The organism is Arthrobacter sp. ASL1 (assembly GCF_056680475.1).
Map to the genome: position 1 here is coordinate 2,867,421 of NZ_CM155284.1, position 17,984 is coordinate 2,885,404.

The window sequence follows — 17,984 nt, forward strand, 5'->3', positions numbered from 1 at the left end:
ACGAAAGGCAGACTCCCCGTGAGCACCGAAACCACCACCACGCCGAAGCAGACGCCCCTGCACGGCGAACACGCAACGCTGGGCGCGAACTTCACCGACTTCGGCGGCTGGGACATGCCGCTGAAGTACGCCTCCGAGCTCGCCGAGCACCAGGCGGTCCGCGAGGCCGCCGGACTCTTCGACCTCTCCCACATGGGCGAGGTCTGGGTCGAGGGCCCCGACGCGGCCACGTTCCTGAACACCGCACTGGCCGGCAACATGGCGGTCATGAAGGTCGGCAAGGCCAAGTACTCGGTGATCTGCAACGCCGAGGGCGGGATCATCGACGACCTGATCACCTACCGCCGCGCCGAGGACCGCTTCCTGGTGGTCCCCAACGCGGGCAACGCCCCGGTCGTGGCCGCCGCCCTGGCCGAACGTGCCGCCGGGTTCGACGTCACCGTCAAGGACGCCTCCGCCGACACGGCGCTGGTCGCGGTCCAGGGTCCGATCGCCGAGTCGATCCTCCTGGGGCTCGTGTCCGCCGAGGACGCCGAGATCGTCACGGGCATGAAGTACTACGCCGCCGACGAGGTCACCGTGGCGGGGATCGACGTGTTGCTGGCCCGCACCGGCTACACCGGCGAGGACGGCTTCGAGCTCTACATCCCCAACGCCGACGCCGTCGCCCTGTGGAAGGCACTGCTGGAGGCCGGCACCGACCGCGGGCTCATCCCCGCCGGGCTCGCCAGCCGCGACTCGCTGCGTCTGGAGGCCGGCATGCCGCTTTACGGCAACGAGCTGTCCCTGGAGACCACCCCCTTCGACGCCGGACTGGGCCCGATCGTCTCCTTCAAGAAGGAAGAGGACTTCGTCGGCCGCACCGCACTGGAAGCCAAGAAGGCCAACGGCGCGGCGCGCAAGCTCGTGGGCCTGAAGGGGCTCGGGCGTCGCGCGGGCCGTTCGCACTACGCTGTGTTGAAGGACGGCAACGTCGTCGGAGAGGTCACCTCGGGACAGCCCAGTCCCACGCTGGGGTACCCGATTGCCCTCGCCTATGTCGACGCCGCCCTGGCAGAAGTCGGCACCGCACTGGACGTCGACCTGCGCGGCAAGCCGCAGCCCTTCGAGGTCGTGGCCCTGCCGTTCTACACCCGCAACAAGTAACGCCCACCCGTACTGGATCCCAGAGACAAAGGACAACACCATGAGCAAGGTTCTTTCCACCCTCCGCTACTCCGCCGAGCACGAGTGGGTCGACGGCGCGACCCCGACCAAGGTCGGCATCACCCAGGTGGCCGCCGATGCACTCGGCGACGTCGTGTACGTCGACCTGCCCGAGGTCGGCTCGACCGTTACCGCCGGCGAGACCTGCGGCGAAGTCGAATCCACCAAATCGGTCTCCGACCTCTACGCGCCGGTCACCGGCACCATCGTCGAGCTCAACCAGGAAGCCGTCGACAACCCGGCACTGCTGAACGAGGACCCCTACGGCACCGGTTGGCTCTTCACCGTCGAGGTATCCGAGGAAGGCCCGCTGCTCTCCGCCGCGGACTACGCCTCCGCCAACGGTGGTGACGTCGAGTGACCACGACGATGGCGCCCGTGGCCGCCCCGTCCCTGACGGCGTCGTTGGCCGAGCTGGATCCCGAGGTCGCTGCGCGGATCGATGCGGAGTTGGCCCGCCAGCAGGAGGGCCTGGAGATGATCGCCTCGGAGAACCACACGGCGCAGGCCGTGATGGCCGCGCAGGGTTCGGTGTTGACGAACAAGTATGCCGAGGGCTACCCGGGCCGGCGTTACTACGGTGGCTGCGAGCATGTGGACGTGATCGAGTCGTTGGCGATCGAGCGGGTCAAGGCCCTGTTCGGTGCCGCGTTCGCGAATGTGCAGCCGCACTCCGGCGCCCAGGCGAATGCGTCGGTGATGCACGCGTTGATCCGTCCCGGTGACACGGTGATGGGTTTGAACCTGGCCCATGGTGGGCACCTGACGCACGGGATGAAGATCAACTTCTCCGGCCGGCTCTACAACATCGTCCCGTACGGGGTCGACGAGGCCTCCTACGAGGTCGACATGGACCAGGTCGCCGCGCTGGCACACGAGCACCGGCCGAAGATGATCGTCGCGGGCTGGTCGGCGTATCCGCGGCAGCTGGACTTCGCCCGGTTCCGGGCGATTGCCGATGAGGTCGGTGCGTACCTGTTCGTGGACATGGCGCACTTCGCGGGCCTGGTGGCCGCGGGGTTGCACCCGTCGCCGGTTCCGCATGCGCATGTGGTGACGTCCACGACGCACAAGACGTTGGCGGGTCCGCGCGGCGGGATCATCCTGACCAACGATGCGGAGGTGGCCAAGAAGGTCAATTCGGCGGTGTTCCCGGGTCAGCAGGGCGGGCCGTTGGAGCATGTGATCGCGGGCAAGGCGGTCGCGTTCAAGATCGCCGGAACCGCTGAGTTCGCCGAGCGCCAGGAACGCACCCTGGCCGGTGCCCGGATCCTGGCCGGGCGCCTGACGGCCCCGGATGTGTCCGCGCGGGGGATCAGCGTGTTGACCGGGGGCACCGATGTGCACCTGGTGTTGGTGGATCTGCGTGATTCGGTGCTTGATGGCCAGCAGGGCGAGGACCTGTTGGCGCGGGTGGGGATCACGGTGAACCGCAACGCGGTTCCGTTTGATCCGCGTCCGCCGATGGTCACGTCCGGGTTGCGGATCGGGACCCCGGCGTTGGCCACGCGTGGCTTCTCCGAGGAAGCGTTCACGGAGGTCGCGGAGATCATCGCCGAGGCGTTGATCGCCGGCACCACCGAGGGTGGTGCCGACGAGACAGTGTTGGCTTCGCTCGCCGAGCGGGTTTCCGCCCTGGCGGCGGCCCACCCGCTCTACCCCGAGGTGGCCCCGCTCTCCTGAGCCGCGCACCGTCGTCGGACGCAGTGCCAGCGGGCCCGGGGGCTCGATTTCCCCGGGCCCGCTGCGCACCACCACCTCGACGACGCGTCACCGGGGGAAGCCCACCAGCCTCCTCCTACCCGTGGATCCGGCCCCTGCCGCCTCCGCACCCCCTCTCGTTCAAAGGAAGTACCAGCATGGCCATCAGTGTCTTCGACCTCTTCTCGGTCGGCATCGGTCCCTCGAGCTCCCACACCGTCGGACCCATGCGGGCCGCCCAGCGCTTTGCCGCGGGACTCGTGGAGCAGCAGCTGGCAGCCACCACCGCCGACCTGCGCATCGACGTATACGGCTCCCTCGCCGCCACCGGACGGGGACACGGCACCTTCACCGCGGTCATGTTGGGCCTGGAGGGCTTCGCGCCGGAGAAGATCCTGCCGGACCAGGTTGAGGAGCGCCTGGCCGACATCGCGGAAACCGGCACGTTGCGCTTCTGCGCCGAACTCGGGGCCCAGAACGACCTGAAGTACGCGGTCGAGGACATGGTCCAGCACCCGCTGACCGTCCTGCCGCGCCACACCAACGGCATCCGCTTCCAGGCCCTCGACGCCGATGGCGGGGTTCTGCTCGATGAGACCTACTTCTCCGTCGGCGGCGGTTTCATCGTCCGCGAGGGCGACGAGGATGCGGCCGCCGCCGAACTCGACGAGGTCAACCAGGAGCTCCCCTACCCGTTCCGCACCGCTGCTGAACTGCTGGGGCACTGCAGCGCCAGCGGGATGGGCATCGCCGACGTCATGCTGGCCAACGAACTCACCTACCGCAGCCGCGAGCAGATCCGCGAGGGCCTGCTGCACATCTGGACCGTCATGGAGGAGTGCAAGGACTCGGCCATCGCCCGCGACGGGCTGCTCCCCGGCGGGTTGAAGGTCCGCCGTCGGGCGCCCGACTGGCATGAACGCCTCACCAAGGAGGACAAGGACCGCGATCCGCGCTACTGGCAGGAGTGGGTCAATCTCGTCGCCCTGGCGGTCAACGAGGAGAATGCCTCCGGTGGACGGGTCGTCACCGCCCCGACCAACGGCGCCGCCGGGATCATCCCCGCGGTCATCTTCTACGCCACGCATTACCTGCCCGGCATCGAGTACGCCACCGGTGCGGACAAGGAGGACATCATCGTCCGCTTCCTGCTGACCGCCGCTGCCGTGGGCGTGCTCTACAAGGAGCAGGCCTCCATCTCCGGGGCCGAGGTCGGCTGCCAGGGCGAGGTCGGTTCGGCTTCCTCGATGGCCGCTGCCGGGCTCGCCGAGGTCCTGGGCGGCAGCCCCGCCCAGGTGGAGAACGCCGCCGAGATCGCCATGGAGCACAACCTCGGGCTCACCTGCGACCCCATTGGCGGGCTCGTGCAGATCCCCTGCATCGAACGCAACGCCATCGGCGCCTCCAAGGCGGTCAACGCCGCCAAGATGGCCCTGATGGGCGACGGCGAACACCGCGTCTCCTTGGACGAGGTCATCATCACCATGCGCGAGACCGGCAAGGACATGAGCGACAAGTACAAGGAGACCGCCATGGGCGGCCTCGCAGTGAACGTCGTGGAGTGCTAGAAGCACCACAGGACGCCGGGCTGTCGCTGCGCCGCCTGGTTCCCGGCGACGAGGACCAGGGGCTGGCCGCCCACGCCGAACTCGCCGCCGACGGTTTCGATTTCCTGCTCGGTTACGACGACGGCGAGGACTTCGCGGCGTATGCCACCCGCCTGGCTGCCCAGGAACACGGCAGGGAACTGCCTGAGGGCTTCGTCCCGCACACCTTCCTGGTCGCCGAGGTCGAGGGCCAGCTCATCGGCAGGATTTCGATGCGGCACGAACTGACCCCGATGCTCGCCTCGATCGGCGGCCACGTCGGCTATGCCGTCCGGCCCGGGGTCCGCCGTCGCGGTCATGCCGGCGCGCTCCTGCGCGGGGTGCTGCCCCTCGCGGCCCGGCAAGGTCTGGATGCCGTGCTGGTAACCTGCGATGACTCCAACGTGGCATCGCGACGCGTCATCGAGGGCGCAGGTGGCGTCCCGGACGGCGCCGTCGAGCTGGTTCCCGGGCACTCCAAGCTGCGCTACTGGGTTCCCACCGGCGTTTAGGCCCGATCGCCGATTCCGGCGGTCTGACTAGGGGCGTACCGCACGGCCGTCATCCCGCGGGCATGCCCTGTTCGCTGCGCCGCCACGATGCTACGGTGGGCTCACGGACCCAGTAATCACGCGGCGAAGGCGTCGCGTGGGAAGGAGTTTCCCCATGGCCAATAGGGCAGGTTCCAGCGGAATTGATGCCACGTTGTTTCGACAGGAAGGCCCCTGGTGCACGGCCTTCGTAGATGCCTCGCTCGGTACAACGGCGGCCCAGGAGGCCGCTGATGCCCTGCCCGACGCAGTCGCCCAACTCCTGAAAAGCCAGCAAGCCAGCGCCGAGGACATCGAAGCCATGCGCTCCGCGCTCCATCCGGCAGAGGGGCGACCGGCCCCCGTCTCGCGTTTCGTCGCCGTCACCGGCGGGAAAGTCGTCCTCGATGAACTCGTCCAGGGTGTGAAAACCGGGTCACCGAAGGTGGACTGCAGCGAATTCCCCAATCTCGTCCCCCTGGCCCGCGCCCACGGCGGCCAATTCCCCTACCTCGTGGCCGAGGTCGGCCGCGATGGCGGAGAGGTGCGCTTGCGGCACTCGGCGGTGGCCGGCGTGGCAGAGGAGTACCGCGTCGCCGGCGACCGGGAAGAAGCCCATCATGCCCGGCGCGTCCCCGGGCGCTACGAGGAATCGAAGAACCAACACCAGACCACCGAGATCTGGCGGCGCAATGCCGACGAGATCGCCCGTCTCGTCGACGAGGTCGCCCGTGACACGCGTGCCCGACTCGTGGTGCTCGCCGGTGACACGAAGGCCCGAGAACTGGTCCTCACCCAGTTGGCGGAGCCGACCCGTGCCCTGGCGGTGACGCTGGACCAGCACACACGCACGGGCGGCGCCGATGCCCATGCCGTCGAGAAGGACATCGAGGCGCACGTCGCCGCCTTGCTGGCGGACGACATCCGTGAGCTCGCGGAGCGTATCTCAAACCAGGCCAATGCCCCCCAGCCCGGAGCCGTTCTCGGTTTCGATGAGGTGGTCTGGGCCCTGCAGCAGGGCCAGGCCCAGACCGTCGTCGTGGCCGAATTCCAGGACGAACATTCCCTGCTCGCCCTCGGTGGCGAGCCCTGGTTGGCCGTGGAGGATTCCGACGTCGAAGGTGCCGACGCGCTGGGATCGTGGCCCGCGCCCGAGGTGTTGTTGCGGGCCGTTGCCATGACCGACGCCTCGATCCGCTACGTCCCGGCCGGCGTCCTGCCCGATGGTGCGGGCATCGCCGCGCTGCTGCGCTGGCCCAAGGGCGCGGCATCGTGATCTGAGCCGGAAACGAGGAGGCCGGGGCCCGGTGGTATCGCCACCGGGCCCCGGCCTCTCCGCCTTCCGGGACGCTTCCGAGCAGACTGGTGCCGTCCCGTGCGGCGTCAGCCCTTGAGCGCCGCCTGTATGGCGTCGATGTTCGATCCCATCCAGTCCAGATATCCGGAGTTCTCCGGCAAGGTCTCGGTGAAGTCCACCACCGGCACCCCGGCCTTCTCTGCCTGGGCCCGCACGGCCTGGGTCTGGGGGCTGCTGGTCTGTGCGTTGTAGGCCAGCAGCGAGATGTCACCCGATGAGAGCTTCTTCTCCAGCGCGTTCAGCGTCAACGGCGAGACGTCATTGCCCGCTTCGATGGCACCGCTGAAGCCCTCGGGGGTTCCGTCGGACAGGCCGGCGCCCTCCAAAAGGTAGTAGGGGACCGGCTCCGTCATCGCGTACTCGGCGCCCTTGGCCGCCGGTGCCAAGGCGCTGAGCCGCGTCTCCAACGCATCCACGCCGTCCTCGAACTGGTCGGCGTTGGCGGTAAAGGCCGCGGCGTCCTCCGGTTTCAGCTCACCCAGGCGCTTGGCCACTTCCGTGGCGACGGCCGCAGCAGTGGGCAGGTCGTACCAGACATGCTCATTGAAGGCCGCATGGTCGTGTCCTTCGTGTCCGGCTTCGGCTCCGTGGCCCGCCTCGGAGGACTGCTCGCCGGCGTGGGCGGCCTTCGAATAGTCCACGGCGGTGACGATGTGGGCCTTGTCCGTTCCCAGGTCCTGGGTCAGCGCGTCCATGAAGGCGTCGTAGCCCCCGCCGTTTTCCACGACGAGGTCGGCATGGGAGAGCGTGAGCTTGTCCTGGGGCGTGGCCTCATAGGAGTGGGGGTCCTGGGAGGCCCTGTTGATGATTGATTCGACGGTGACCGCGTCGCCGGCCACCTGGCGCACGATGTCCCCGTAGGCACTCGTCGAGGCCACCACGGTCAGGGAGCCATCGTCGCCGGCGGGGGCTGGGCCCGAGCAGGCCGCCAGGCCGAGGCCGGCCAGAAGGACGGGGATGACGGCGAGTCGGGATCGCATGGGTGGCCTTTCGAACGGGGATGGGAACCGTCACAGCCTATAGTAAATGAGAATCGTTTGCATCTTGGGTCAGGCGGTCGTCGTGGCTCCGGGGGGAGACGTCGCCTGGTCCGGCATCGGCCCTCCCGGGCCCGACAGCCTTGACCACGGCCACCGCGACCGCCGTTGTCACCGGGATGGCGAGCACGAGGCCGATGGACCCGACGAGGATGTGGGCGACCTCCTCGGCCATCTGACCGGTGGTGAAGGTGTCCAACAAGGGCCGGTCGTAGAGGCTGACCAGGACCAGGACGGGCAACGCCGCCCCGGCGTAGGCAAACGCGATGGTGTAGACGGTGGAGGCGATGTGGTCGCGGCCGATGCGCATGGCCGACGTGAAGAGATCCCGGGCGGAAGAGCGCGGCGATAGCTCGGCGAGTTCCCAGACCGCCGAGGACTGGGTAATCGTCACGTCATTGAGCACTCCGAGACCGGCGATCAACAACCCGCAGAGCAGAAGGCCGGAGAGACTCAGTTCCGGCACCGTGGTCGACAGGGTATAGCTGGTTTCGTCGCCAACGCCGGTCAGGTAGGCGGCGTCCGATACCCATACCGCCAGCAGCACCGTGACGGCCAGGCCGAAAAGGGTGCCGAGCAATGCCGTCGACGTCCGGGCCGAAAAACCGTGGGCAAAGTACAGGGCGCCGAACATGATCACCGTGGCGCTGACGAGCGCAACCAGCAAGGGCGGGCGGCCGTCGACCAGGGCAGGGAGCATGAAATAGCCGATGAACGCGAAGCCTCCGGCCAGACCGAGCAGGGCACGGAAACCGCGCCATCGGGCGACCAGGCAGACCACGAGGGCGTAGGCGATCGCGAGGAGCACCAGGGGGACGGTGCGCACGAAGTCGACGAAGACATAAGGTGCGGCGATGGCCGTGGACGCCTGGTGCAGGTCCAGGAAGCGGATCTGGTCACCGGGCTGCAGCGGACGGGATGCCACGGTTTCCGGGGGTACCTCCACCGGCACGGCGGCACTTCCACCACGTGGGATGACATAGGAGACCTGGCAGGAGAGTTCCTTTCCCCCAGCCTCCGCCATGCCCTTCGACGACGGACAGGTTTCCTCGACCGTGCGCTCCACGGTCCCGGTCTCCATCGCCACCCCGGTGGCCACGCCATAGGGGTCGCCCAGCGAGACCCGGTCGGCAGCAGGCCCCGGCCACAGCAGGAACGTGCCGATCACGGCGGCGAGAGCGGCCGGAACGAGCAACACTGCCAAAAGCAGATGGGCACGCCGGCGCCGACGGGGATCGGCCAAGATCTGGACATCGGACGCGTGGGCATGGCTGCCGCCCATGGGGCTCCTTCAAGGGGGGATGGTGGAGAGCCGGGGACGGCCACTGCCCCTAGTCTAGGGACTCCGCGTCCGCCCGCGGTCCGATGCCCCGCCACCCAGCCGCCCCTTGCGGTCAGGGTTCGCGATCGCCCCTGCCATAGGGCCGACGCAGGTCAGGACGCCGTTCATCGGATGCGGACCATGCGGCGATCCACGGCCCCGTGCCCTCGGATGCATCGACGATGCCCTCCTCGGCCCAGGTGTAGTCGCCGGCCAGCACCCGGTGCGCGAGGGTGGAATCGCCGTCGTCGGTGTTGTCCCACAGGTCCGTGAACAGTCGTTCGACGCGTCCGCGCGACTGCCGGCAGAACGCCTCGGCCAGCTCCCGTGCGGCATCGGCGTGCTCCGGGTCGGTGGCCCGCAGCGACTCCACCCGCGAGACACAGGCCGACATGGCGAACAGCTCGGCACCGATGTCCACCACCCGGCCCAGGAACACCTGCCGCGTCTCCAGGCCGGCCTGCCAGCGCGCCATCCCGGCGAAGGTATGCCGCGCGAGCCGCCGGCTCGCCCGTTCGACGTAGCGCAGGTGGGTGCCCAGGGAGCCGGCACCCGAGTACGACGTCGGCACCATGCCCGCTCCCGTGGCCAACGTGGGCAGCCACCTGGCATAGAACCCGGAGGCCCCGGCTGCCGCGCGGGCCTTCTCCGCCAGCGTTGCGTCGGCCCGGGCCAGGTCGCCCGCCGCCTTGAGGTGGGCGTCGACCGCCTCCCGGGCGATGAGCAGGTGCATGATCTCCGTCGAACCCTCGAAGATCCGGTTGATGCGCAGGTCCCGCAGCAGCTGTTCGGCCGCGACGGCGCGTTCGCCGCGGGCGGCCAGGGAATCGGCGGTCTCGTAGCCGCGGCCGCCGCGGATCTGGACGAGGTCATCGGCCATCCGGCAGGCCATCTCGCTGCAGAAGAGCTTGGCCAGGGCGGCCTCGATCCGCACGTCCTTCATCCCCGCATCGGCCAGGGCGGCCGAGAGCTCGAACACGGACTCCACGGCGAACGACGTGGCGGCGATGAAGGCGATCTTGGAGGCCACCGCCTGGTGCTTGCCGACCGGCCGGCCCCATTGGACACGTTCGGCGGACCACTCCCTGGCGATCTTCAGGCTCCACTTCCCGGCGGCGGCGCACAGTGCCGGGATCGAGAGGCGGCCGGTATTCAATGTGCTCAGGGCGATCTTCAGTCCCTGGCCCTCGCGCCCCAGCAGGTTTTCCGCCGGCACCTGGACCCCGTGGAAACGGGTCACCCCGTTCTCGATCCCGCGCAGGCCCATGAAGGCGTTGCGGTTCTCCACCACCAGGCCCTCGCTGTCGGCTTCGACGACGAACGCGCTGATCCCGCCACGGGCCTCCTTCCCCTCGGATCCGGCATGGGGCAGTACCCGCGCCATCACCACCACCAGGTCCGCCACGGCACCATTGGTCGTCCACAACTTGGCCCCTTCGAGGACATAGGACTTCCCATCCGCGGAGAGCTCCGCCGTCGTGCCCAGCCGGGCGGGGTCCGAACCGACATCGTTCTCGGTGAGCAGGAACGCGGTGATCGCCCCGGCGGCACAGCGCGGGAGGAACCGCTGCTTCTGCTCCGCGTTGCCGAACATCTTCACCGGCTCGGGTACGCCGATGGACTGGTGGGCCGAGACCAGCGCCCCGATGCTCGGGCTGACGGATCCCAGCAGCATCAGCGCCCGGCCGTAATAGGCCAGCGACAGGCCGAGCCCGCCGTATTCGGTGGGGATCTTCATGCCGAAGACACCGACCTCTGCCAGCGTGCGGATGTAGTCGTCGGGAATGCGTGCCTCGCGTTCGATCAGCCGCCCGTCGAACGGGGCGATGGCGGTGCGCAGCGTGTCCAGGAAGGCCTCCCCGCGAGTCTGCTCTTCGGGCGAGGGCCGGGGATGCGGGTGGATGAGGCCGAAATCGGTGCGCCCCAGGTAGAGGCCCTGGGCGAAGCTGGGCCGGGCGTCCCCGGCATCGCGGGCGGCCTCGGCCACTGCCCGGGCGGTCTTCTCGTCGATCGTGGTGCGTGCGCCGGTGGCGTCCATGGACACTCCCCTGGGATCTCGACGTGTCGCAGGCCGCGCGGTGGCAGGCACCGGGGCCCGCCGCGGGACGGCGGCCCTCACGCTGTTCCCCTAGGCTACGCCGTCGACGCAAGAGCCGACCGGGGTGGTGTTGCCCACAGCGGCGTTGCTGCCCGAATTGCCCCAAACTTCATATGACATCATGGTTTCCATGACCGATACCCGCTGGCTTTCGCCCGAGGAACGCGAGTGCTGGCTGGCACTGATCTCCGTATCGATGCAGTTGCCGAGCCTGCTCGACAGCGAGCTGCACCGCCAGGCGCGGATCACGCTCTTCGACTACAACGTGCTGGCCATGCTCTCCGAGGCCGATGACCACCTGCTGCCCATGAGTGAATTGGCCGGACGGACCAACGCCTCGCTGTCCCGCCTGAGCCATGTGGTGAAGAAGCTCGAGGGCCGCGGCTGGGTCGAACGCACGCAGAGTCCGGTGGACGCGCGCGTGACCGTGGCCCACCTGCGCGACGACGGGATGGAGATGCTGGTCGGTCTGGCCCCGGAACACGTGAACTCGGTGCGCCGGATCGTCTTCGACGGATTGGACCAGCAAGACGTGGAGGATCTGGCCCGGATCGGCCGCAAGCTGGTCGGACGCATGGACCCGGAGCACTGGATCCTGCGGTGACCTGCGCGGCGGCGAGTCGGCCCCGGAAGGGGGCCTCGGCGTCGTACCCTGCGTTTGGTGTTCGGCCCCCCGGCGTTCTAGGATGGTAAGGCGTTAAGTCACGTGCCCGTTGTGGTGTGCTCCGACAGGAGCGGACCAGATCGAGAGCGTGGTTACCCGTATACCGAATAGCGCGTCCCGACCGAGTAGGGAAAAATGCTCACCCGGGACGCTGTATTCACCGTTCTTTCGCGCAAGTAAGGCGCTTCGGTTGGTTCTCACCCAGCCTGGTTACCTTCGCAAGTCGCAGTAATTCACGGTGTCACAACTGGTGGCGGGACTCTTCAACGCAGGTTCAGAGGCAGCAACACCGCGCTGTGATCTGTTTTATCGAGTACCGCCAATATTTACTACTACTGAGGAGTGATCATGGCAGCTGTATGCCAGGTGACAGGTGCAGTTCCGGGATTCGGACACAGCATCTCCCACTCGCACCGCCGCAACAAGCGTCGGTTCGACCCGAATATCCAGAAGAAGCGCTACTGGGTTCCGTCCCTGCGCCGCAATGTCACGCTGACCCTGTCGGCGAAGGGCATCAAGACCATCGACGTCCGTGGCATTGACCGCGTTGTCGCCGACCTGCTGGCGAAGGGTGTGAAGCTCTAACATGGCAAAAGCACAGGATGTACGCCCCATCATCAAGTTGAAGTCGACTGCCGGGACCGGGTTCACCTACGTGACCCGCAAGAACCGTCGTAACAACCCGGACCGCATGGTCCTGAAGAAGTACGACCCGGTTGTCCGCAAGCACGTCGAATTCCGAGAGGAGCGCTAAACATGGCCAAGAAATCCATGATTGCCAAGAATGAACAGCGCAAGGTCATCGTTGAGCGTTACGCCGCAAAGCGCGCGGAACTGAAGAAGACCCTGGTCGACGAGACCGCGACCGACGAGGCACGCGAAGCCGCCCGCCTGGGCCTGCAGAAGCTGCCCCGCAACGCATCGCCGGTGCGCGTGCGCAACCGCGACTCGATCGACGGCCGTCCGCGCGGCACGCTCCAGAAGTTCGGGATCTCCCGTGTCCGCTTCCGCGACATGGCCCACCGTGGCGAACTTCCGGGCATCACCAAGTCGTCCTGGTAGACACCAGCGATTTTCCCCGAGGGTCCCTTCCGGCAACGGAAGGGGCCCTCGGGCGTTAACGTCCCCCGCAGGTCGGCGGGCGGGTTTACGCCGAGGGGGACATGAGCCATGCCCACGCACGCCGCCAGCGGCCCGGCGGGCGGGGTGCCGGAGGGGTGCCCGCAGGGGATCCCTGGTGCGGGCCCAGCCCGGCGGTGGCGCGGCGTTCACGCCAGCGCCGGGCCTCGGTGTCCGGGTCGCGCAGCGCGGTGATCACCGGCGGGCCGCCGAGCAGTTGGCGTCGGGCCTCGCGGATCCGCGCGTTGAAGTCGGCGATCGTCTCGCGGACCTGCGCCTCGCCGGGCAGTGCATCCAGGGTCTCGTCCAGCACCGCGTCCTCGGTGCGCAGCAGCAGCGCGGGCGGACCGACCCCGCTGATCCGTTCGCGCTGCATCAGCGACTTGAGCCACCAGTCGGGGTCGGTGGAGGACAGCGAGGGAAGTGGTTTGCCGGCATATTCGAGGTGGTCGAAGTCGCCGCGGGCGATCGCCCGGTCGATGGTTGGATTGGCGATTTGCCAGGCCTCGTCGGTGGCATGGAAGACCGGCGGATTCTCCAAGGGCCCCTCGGCGGCGATACCGGCGCGGTCCGCCTTCGCACGGAAGGCCGACCCCGACCGCTGCTCGTATTCATCCACGGGCGACGGCGCCTGGGCGGCGTCCAGGGCGTCCCGGTAGCGGACGGCATCCAGCCGCGTGGCGTCGTGGTCGTGGGAGGGTGTTCGCGCCATGATGGCTACCGCCTCGGGGTCGGGATCTGCTGCCAGCTTACCGAGATGCTGGTTCGCCCGGCAATGGATTGGCCGATGGCCCCCGAGGGAGGCCGGGGGTTGCGCCGCTGGTTCCGGTGGCCGGGAAGCGGCGGATGATGGGTCTTCCGGACACCGGCGGCCGCCCCGCCGGGGCGTTTTCCGCGGCGGGCGAATGAGGGGCTGACACGGCTCCCAGAGGCCCGTGAGGCCAAAAAACCGCCAAAATCCGGGGAAAAACCAAAAAATTCGGGCCAAAAGCCCTGAAACTGGGCGTGTCTGTCGGTGAGGACTGGTAGTTTCCTTCTCAGTAGTCCCCGCAACCGCGGGGCAACCCGGCCGGAAACGGACGGGCACGTAACAGTCCAGGAGGAAATACATTGGCTTTGAACCGAAGTGAACTCGTTGCAGTCGTCGCCGAGAAGACCGGCAACTCCCAGGTCGCCGTGAACGCCGTGCTGGATTCGGTGTTCGAGACGTTCGTGGAGCAGGTCTCCAAGGGCGAGAAGGTGTCGATCCCGGGCTGGCTCGCCGTCGAGCGCACCGACCGTGCAGCCCGCACCGGCCGCAACCCGCAGACCGGCGAGAGCATCCAGATCCCGGCCGGCCACTCCGTGAAGCTGACCGCCGGCTCGAAGCTGAAGGCTGCCGTCTCCAAGAAGTAGATCCCCCTTCTGTGGATCCGAGGGTCCGTTCCGCCATCCGGCGGAACGGGCCCTCGATTGCTCTGCGCCCGATCCACTACCACCAAGCGTTCTACGTAGCGTAGAATTTAGGCGATCCGGCAGTCGTCTGCCGAGGCACCCCAGGTACCGAAGGACAACGATGAATCCCTCCAACACCGCCCGCCAGCACGCACCGCGGACGACGGCTGCCCCGCGCCCGGCCCCGGGCAAGATGAGCCGCTCCGTCCTCGCCGCTGCTGCGGCCGCCCTCATGGTGGCCTTGGCCCTTGTCGTGGCGCCGTCGGCCTCGGCCCATGATTCGCTCATCGGATCGACCCCGAAGGACGGGGCCACCGTGGACGGTGCGCTGGAGACGGTGGAACTCGACTTCAGCGGCGAGCTCAAGCCAATCGGCAACCAGGTCAGCCTCAGCGACGCCGAGGGGGCCAAGCACGACGCCGAGACCTCCATCAGCGGAAGCACCCTGACCGTGGACTTCGGCAAGGCGCTGCCCGCCGGCAAGTACACACTCGTCTGGCGCGTGGTCTCCAGTGATGGACATCCGATCGAAGGCACGACCGCCAACCACGAAGCCCTGACCTTCACGGCACAGGGCGAAGCCGCCGTCTCGTCCGCGCCGGCCATGTCTTCGCCCGCCACGGCACCGTCGAGTGCACCAGCGCAGGACCAGTCCTCTGCAGCTGCTCCGGTTGCCGGTTCCGAGCAGGACAATTCCTCCGGAGGCCTGCCGGGCGCCGTCATCTGGATCATCATCGCCGTGGCCGTGGTTGCCGCCGCGGCGACCGTCGTGGCCAAGGCCCGGCGCCAGGGCGGGACGGGACGATAGCCGGTCGGTGAGCCAGGACACCGGGGCCGCCGACGTCGCAGCCGAGGTGAGAGAATGGAAGGCATGGAAGCAGGGTTGAAGCAGTGAGTCAAAGCGTCTTGCCGGGTCGCGGCCCGGCTCCCTCGACCCCGCCGTCACCCGGTTCGGCACCCGCTGGGCGGAAGTCCACACGCCTCTGGCAGATCCTGCTGCTCCCCGCCATCCCGATCGGCCTGCTCGTGCTGGCCGTCGCCCTGGAATTCTCGGGGGCTGCGCAGGGCACCGAATTGGCCGATCCCGGGGCCTTCACCCGGTGGTCCCTACCGGTCGCCACCCTGATCCAGCACACCTCCATGGCGGTCACCATCGGCGCCCTGGTCTTCGCTGCGACCGTCCTTCCCCGCTCGACCAAGCCGCATCGTGCCCGCAAGGGCTCCGGGGGAACCGACGGCGGGGAAGAGCACCCGGCGTTTGCCCGGGCCATGAACGTCGCCGCCGGCGCGGCCGTTGTCTGGACGCTTGCCGCGGTCGCCGTGCTCATCCTGACCTTCTCCGATGTCGCCGGCCTCCCGCTCTCGGCGGACGCAGCGTACACGGACTCCATGAAGGACTACATCCTCAACATCTCGCTGGGCCAGGCCTGGTCGTGGATGATCGTCATCGCCGCCGTCGTCAGTTCCCTGGCGTTCGTCGTCCGCTCGCCGGTCGGGGTCGGACTCAGCGCCGTGTTCTCCCTCGTCGGCATCCTCCCGCTCTCGCTCATCGGCCATGCCGCCGGCGGCGACGACCACTGGGGTGCCACCAACGCGATCCTGCTCCACCTCTTCGGCATCTGCCTCTGGGTCGGCGGCATCGCCGTGCTGGCCTGTGTCGCCCCGTTGCTCGGTGCGCCGGCCCCCGGAAAGTACCGTTCGGCCCGCCCGGTGCTCGCCGGCGTCGTGCTCCAGCGGTTCTCGGGACTGGCCACCCTGGCCTTCTTCGTGGTCTTCGCCTCCGGGGTGATCAGCGCGTATGTGCGCATGGACCACTGGTCCCAGCTGCTCAGCGGCTACGGGGTGCTGGTCATGGTCAAGGCCGTGCTGACCTTGGCCCTGGGGGCACTGGGGCTGGCACACCGGCGGTGGGCCATTCCCCGGCTGCTCTCCGGCGCGGCATCCGCCACCGGGACCGCCTGGCGCATCGTCGCCGGGGAGACGATCCTCATGGCCTCCACCATGGCCGTGGCGACGGCCCTGGCGCGCACCGCGCCGCCCGTGCCGGAGGAACTGCCCCCAGAAGCCACCCCGGCACGCATCCTCACCGGCTACGACCTGCCGCCCGAACTCGTGCCCTCGAGCTGGCTGACGGTCTGGCGGATCGACTGGCTCTGGCTGGCCATCATCATCTTCCTCGCCTTCGCCTACCTGAAGGGCCGGCGCACGCTGGGCCAACGCGGCGACAGCTGGTCGGTGCTGCGCACGGTGTCCTGGTTCGTCGGCCTCGCCGCGCTGTTCTACATCACCTCGGGCGCGCCGGCGGTCTACGGCGTCGTGCTCTTCTCGATGCACATGGTCGGCCACATGGCCCTGACGATGGTGGCACCGTTCTTCCTGGTACTCGGCACCCCGATGACGCTGGCCCTGAAGGCGCTGCCCTCGCGCACCGACGGGACGCGTGGTCCCCGCGAATGGATGCTGGCCGGGATCCACTCCAAGTTCTCCCAACTGGTCACCCATCCGATCTTTGCCGGGGTCAACTTCGCCGGTTCCATCGTGCTGTTCTATGCCACCGACCTGTTCTACTTCGCCATGGCCGAACACACCGGGCACGAGCTGATGAACTTCCACTTCCTGGTCACCGGCTACATCTTCGCGCTGAACATGATCGACGGGGACCCGCTGCCACGGCGGGCCGCCTACCCGATCCGGCTCGTGCTGCTGCTGGCCACCATGAGCTTCCACGCCCTCTACGGCGTCTCGCTGATGGGCAGCAACCAGCTGATCCAGGCGTCCTGGTTCGGCAACATGGGCCGTGACTGGGGGGCGCTGCCACTGGAGGACCAGCGGCTCGGTGCCGGAGCCATGTGGGGGATCGGCGAAATCCCCACGCTGCTGCTGGCACTGGGCGTCATGATGACCTGGAACAAGGCCGACCGCCGCGAGGCGATCCGATCGGACCGCAAGGCCGACCGCGACAACGAGGCCGACCTGCAGGCCTACAACGCCATGTTCGCCCAGCTGAAGGAAGACGACCGGAGGCTCGATCGCGGTGGCCGCTAAGTCCCCTGGCCGGACCCCGCCACCCGGGGTCCGCGCCCAGAAGACCGCGCTCGTGGCCGCCCGCTGGCTCGCCCTGGTCGTGCTCATCATCGTGGTCGTCATCGCCGTGACCAGCTGCTCCTCGGGATCCGGTGCCGGACAGGCCCCGCCGTCGAACCCCCACGAGGGCTCCGGGAGCGCATCCCCCTCGACGCCGGCTCCCACGGGATCGGCCGCAAACGCCGTCGCCGCGGGAATCGAACGGGCCGCTTCCTACAACTTCACGCTCTCCGCCGTTGCCTCGGCGGCGGACCTCGAGGCCCTGCGCGCCGCCCCACAGGACACCTTGCAGGGCGCCACCGTCACGCCCGCCGCCTGCCGGAACGCCGTCCGGGAACTGAACTGGTCACCGGCCGGACTCGGGAAGGACGCCGCCCGCACCGACTTCGCCGCCGAGGGCGTGGACGCCACCGGCTCGGTGGAGGTCGCCCGCATCACCGACCGGTCGGCACTGGACGGGCACTACGCCACCGTGCGGCAGATGCTCGGCACCTGCTCGGACGTGACCCTGTCCATCTCCGGCACCGATGTGCCGCTGCGCAGCACCGCGCCTGCCGGAAAGGCCACGGACGCGAAGTCGGCACTGCTGTGGAGCCGTGCCGGGAAGGGGAGCGACCTGCGGCAGCAGGCGCTGGTCCTCATCGGGGAACGCAACGGGTACGTTGCCATGGTCTCCTTCATCGGCACCAGCGGCCTGGACGACGCGAAATTTGCCACCATGGCCGATGGCATCCTCGACGCCACGCTGAAGGACCTCGCCTGAGCCGACCCGGGCGGCCGGGGGCCTGCTCGGGCACCGTCGCCCCGGCGTCGTACACCGTCATCCGCCTCCCGGCCCGGGAACATT

18 protein-coding genes are annotated in these 17,984 nt (G+C 68.5%); 14 read left to right on the forward strand and 4 right to left on the reverse strand.

All coding sequences use genetic code 11. The features are described from left to right. The first annotated feature begins 18 nt into the window (after window positions 1-18). The 6 genes from gcvT (at window position 19) to AC1MEQ_RS13570 (ending at window position 6,299) form a co-directional block, all read left to right on the forward strand. Window positions 19-1,146 carry a glycine cleavage system aminomethyltransferase GcvT gene (gene gcvT, locus AC1MEQ_RS13545; protein ID WP_479791417.1) on the forward strand — a complete coding sequence of 376 codons (1,128 nt, stop codon included), beginning with the start codon at window positions 19-21 and terminating at the stop codon, window positions 1,144-1,146. A 40-nt stretch (window positions 1,147-1,186) separates the two neighbouring features. After that, window positions 1,187-1,567 (forward strand): glycine cleavage system protein GcvH, encoded by a 381-nt coding sequence (gcvH, locus tag AC1MEQ_RS13550; protein WP_479791420.1) that lies wholly within the window; start codon window positions 1,187-1,189, stop codon window positions 1,565-1,567. 8 nt (window positions 1,568-1,575) lie between these two features. After that, a complete protein-coding gene (gene glyA, locus AC1MEQ_RS13555; protein ID WP_479796135.1) occupies window positions 1,576-2,889 on the forward strand; it encodes a serine hydroxymethyltransferase in 1,314 nt (437 codons plus the stop codon). Window positions 2,890-3,065: 176 nt separating this feature from the next. Further along, on the forward strand, window positions 3,066-4,475 hold the full coding sequence (locus AC1MEQ_RS13560) for an L-serine ammonia-lyase (protein WP_479791423.1): 1,410 nt from the start codon (window positions 3,066-3,068) through the stop codon (window positions 4,473-4,475). Then, complete coding sequence (locus AC1MEQ_RS13565; RefSeq protein WP_479791425.1) at window positions 4,469-5,005, forward strand: GNAT family N-acetyltransferase; 537 nt, start codon at window positions 4,469-4,471, stop codon at window positions 5,003-5,005. The genes AC1MEQ_RS13560 and AC1MEQ_RS13565 overlap by 7 nt, the downstream gene beginning before the upstream one ends. A gap of 154 nt (window positions 5,006-5,159) precedes the next feature. After that, window positions 5,160-6,299 carry a baeRF2 domain-containing protein gene (locus tag AC1MEQ_RS13570; RefSeq protein WP_479791427.1) on the forward strand — a complete coding sequence of 380 codons (1,140 nt, stop codon included), beginning with the start codon at window positions 5,160-5,162 and terminating at the stop codon, window positions 6,297-6,299. A gap of 107 nt (window positions 6,300-6,406) precedes the next feature. Here AC1MEQ_RS13570 and AC1MEQ_RS13575 read toward each other — a convergent pair whose 3' ends face one another. The 3 genes from AC1MEQ_RS13575 to AC1MEQ_RS13585 all read right to left on the reverse strand — a co-directional run bounded on the left by AC1MEQ_RS13575 (window position 6,407) and on the right by AC1MEQ_RS13585 (window position 10,776). Continuing rightward, window positions 6,407-7,360, reverse strand: coding sequence for a metal ABC transporter solute-binding protein, Zn/Mn family (locus AC1MEQ_RS13575; RefSeq protein WP_479791429.1), 954 nt, complete (start codon window positions 7,358-7,360; stop codon window positions 6,407-6,409). Between the two features lie 37 nt (window positions 7,361-7,397). Then, complete coding sequence (locus AC1MEQ_RS13580; protein ID WP_479791431.1) at window positions 7,398-8,699, reverse strand: YibE/F family protein; 1,302 nt, start codon at window positions 8,697-8,699, stop codon at window positions 7,398-7,400. Window positions 8,700-8,811: 112 nt separating this feature from the next. Further along, complete coding sequence (locus AC1MEQ_RS13585; RefSeq protein WP_479791434.1) at window positions 8,812-10,776, reverse strand: acyl-CoA dehydrogenase family protein; 1,965 nt, start codon at window positions 10,774-10,776, stop codon at window positions 8,812-8,814. A 190-nt stretch (window positions 10,777-10,966) separates the two neighbouring features. Between AC1MEQ_RS13585 and AC1MEQ_RS13590 the strand changes: the two genes are divergently transcribed. From AC1MEQ_RS13590 to rpsN, 4 genes are all read left to right on the forward strand, one after another. Further along, a complete protein-coding gene (locus AC1MEQ_RS13590; RefSeq protein WP_479791436.1) occupies window positions 10,967-11,440 on the forward strand; it encodes a MarR family winged helix-turn-helix transcriptional regulator in 474 nt (157 codons plus the stop codon). 408 nt (window positions 11,441-11,848) lie between these two features. Continuing rightward, window positions 11,849-12,085: a 50S ribosomal protein L28 gene (rpmB, locus tag AC1MEQ_RS13595; protein WP_343901652.1), complete on the forward strand. Its 237-nt coding sequence runs from the start codon at window positions 11,849-11,851 to the stop codon at window positions 12,083-12,085. Between the two features lies 1 nt (window position 12,086). Then, window positions 12,087-12,254, forward strand: coding sequence for a 50S ribosomal protein L33 (gene rpmG, locus AC1MEQ_RS13600; protein WP_372697255.1), 168 nt, complete (start codon window positions 12,087-12,089; stop codon window positions 12,252-12,254). Window positions 12,255-12,256: 2 nt separating this feature from the next. Then, the gene (rpsN, locus tag AC1MEQ_RS13605) at window positions 12,257-12,562 is read left to right on the forward strand and encodes a 30S ribosomal protein S14 (protein ID WP_479791443.1); all 306 of its coding nucleotides are present in this window, start codon (window positions 12,257-12,259) and stop codon (window positions 12,560-12,562) included. Between the two features lie 85 nt (window positions 12,563-12,647). On the opposite strand, the gene AC1MEQ_RS13610 is transcribed toward rpsN, so the two are convergent. Next, a complete protein-coding gene (locus tag AC1MEQ_RS13610; protein WP_479791444.1) occupies window positions 12,648-13,331 on the reverse strand; it encodes a DnaJ family domain-containing protein in 684 nt (227 codons plus the stop codon). 398 nt (window positions 13,332-13,729) lie between these two features. Here AC1MEQ_RS13610 and AC1MEQ_RS13615 point away from each other — a divergent pair, with 398 nt between their 5' ends. The 4 genes from AC1MEQ_RS13615 to AC1MEQ_RS13630 all read left to right on the forward strand — a co-directional run bounded on the left by AC1MEQ_RS13615 (window position 13,730) and on the right by AC1MEQ_RS13630 (window position 17,900). Then, window positions 13,730-14,014 carry an HU family DNA-binding protein gene (locus AC1MEQ_RS13615; RefSeq protein ID WP_479791445.1) on the forward strand — a complete coding sequence of 95 codons (285 nt, stop codon included), beginning with the start codon at window positions 13,730-13,732 and terminating at the stop codon, window positions 14,012-14,014. Window positions 14,015-14,174: 160 nt separating this feature from the next. Next, entirely contained in the window at window positions 14,175-14,861 is a 687-nt protein-coding gene (locus AC1MEQ_RS13620) for a copper resistance CopC family protein (RefSeq protein ID WP_479791446.1), read from the forward strand. 83 nt (window positions 14,862-14,944) lie between these two features. Next, a complete protein-coding gene (locus tag AC1MEQ_RS13625; protein WP_479791447.1) occupies window positions 14,945-17,098 on the forward strand; it encodes a bifunctional copper resistance protein CopD/cytochrome c oxidase assembly protein in 2,154 nt (717 codons plus the stop codon). Continuing rightward, the gene (locus AC1MEQ_RS13630) at window positions 17,088-17,900 is read left to right on the forward strand and encodes a hypothetical protein (RefSeq protein ID WP_479791448.1); all 813 of its coding nucleotides are present in this window, start codon (window positions 17,088-17,090) and stop codon (window positions 17,898-17,900) included. The genes AC1MEQ_RS13625 and AC1MEQ_RS13630 overlap by 11 nt, the downstream gene beginning before the upstream one ends. Window positions 17,901-17,984 lie beyond the last annotated feature (84 nt).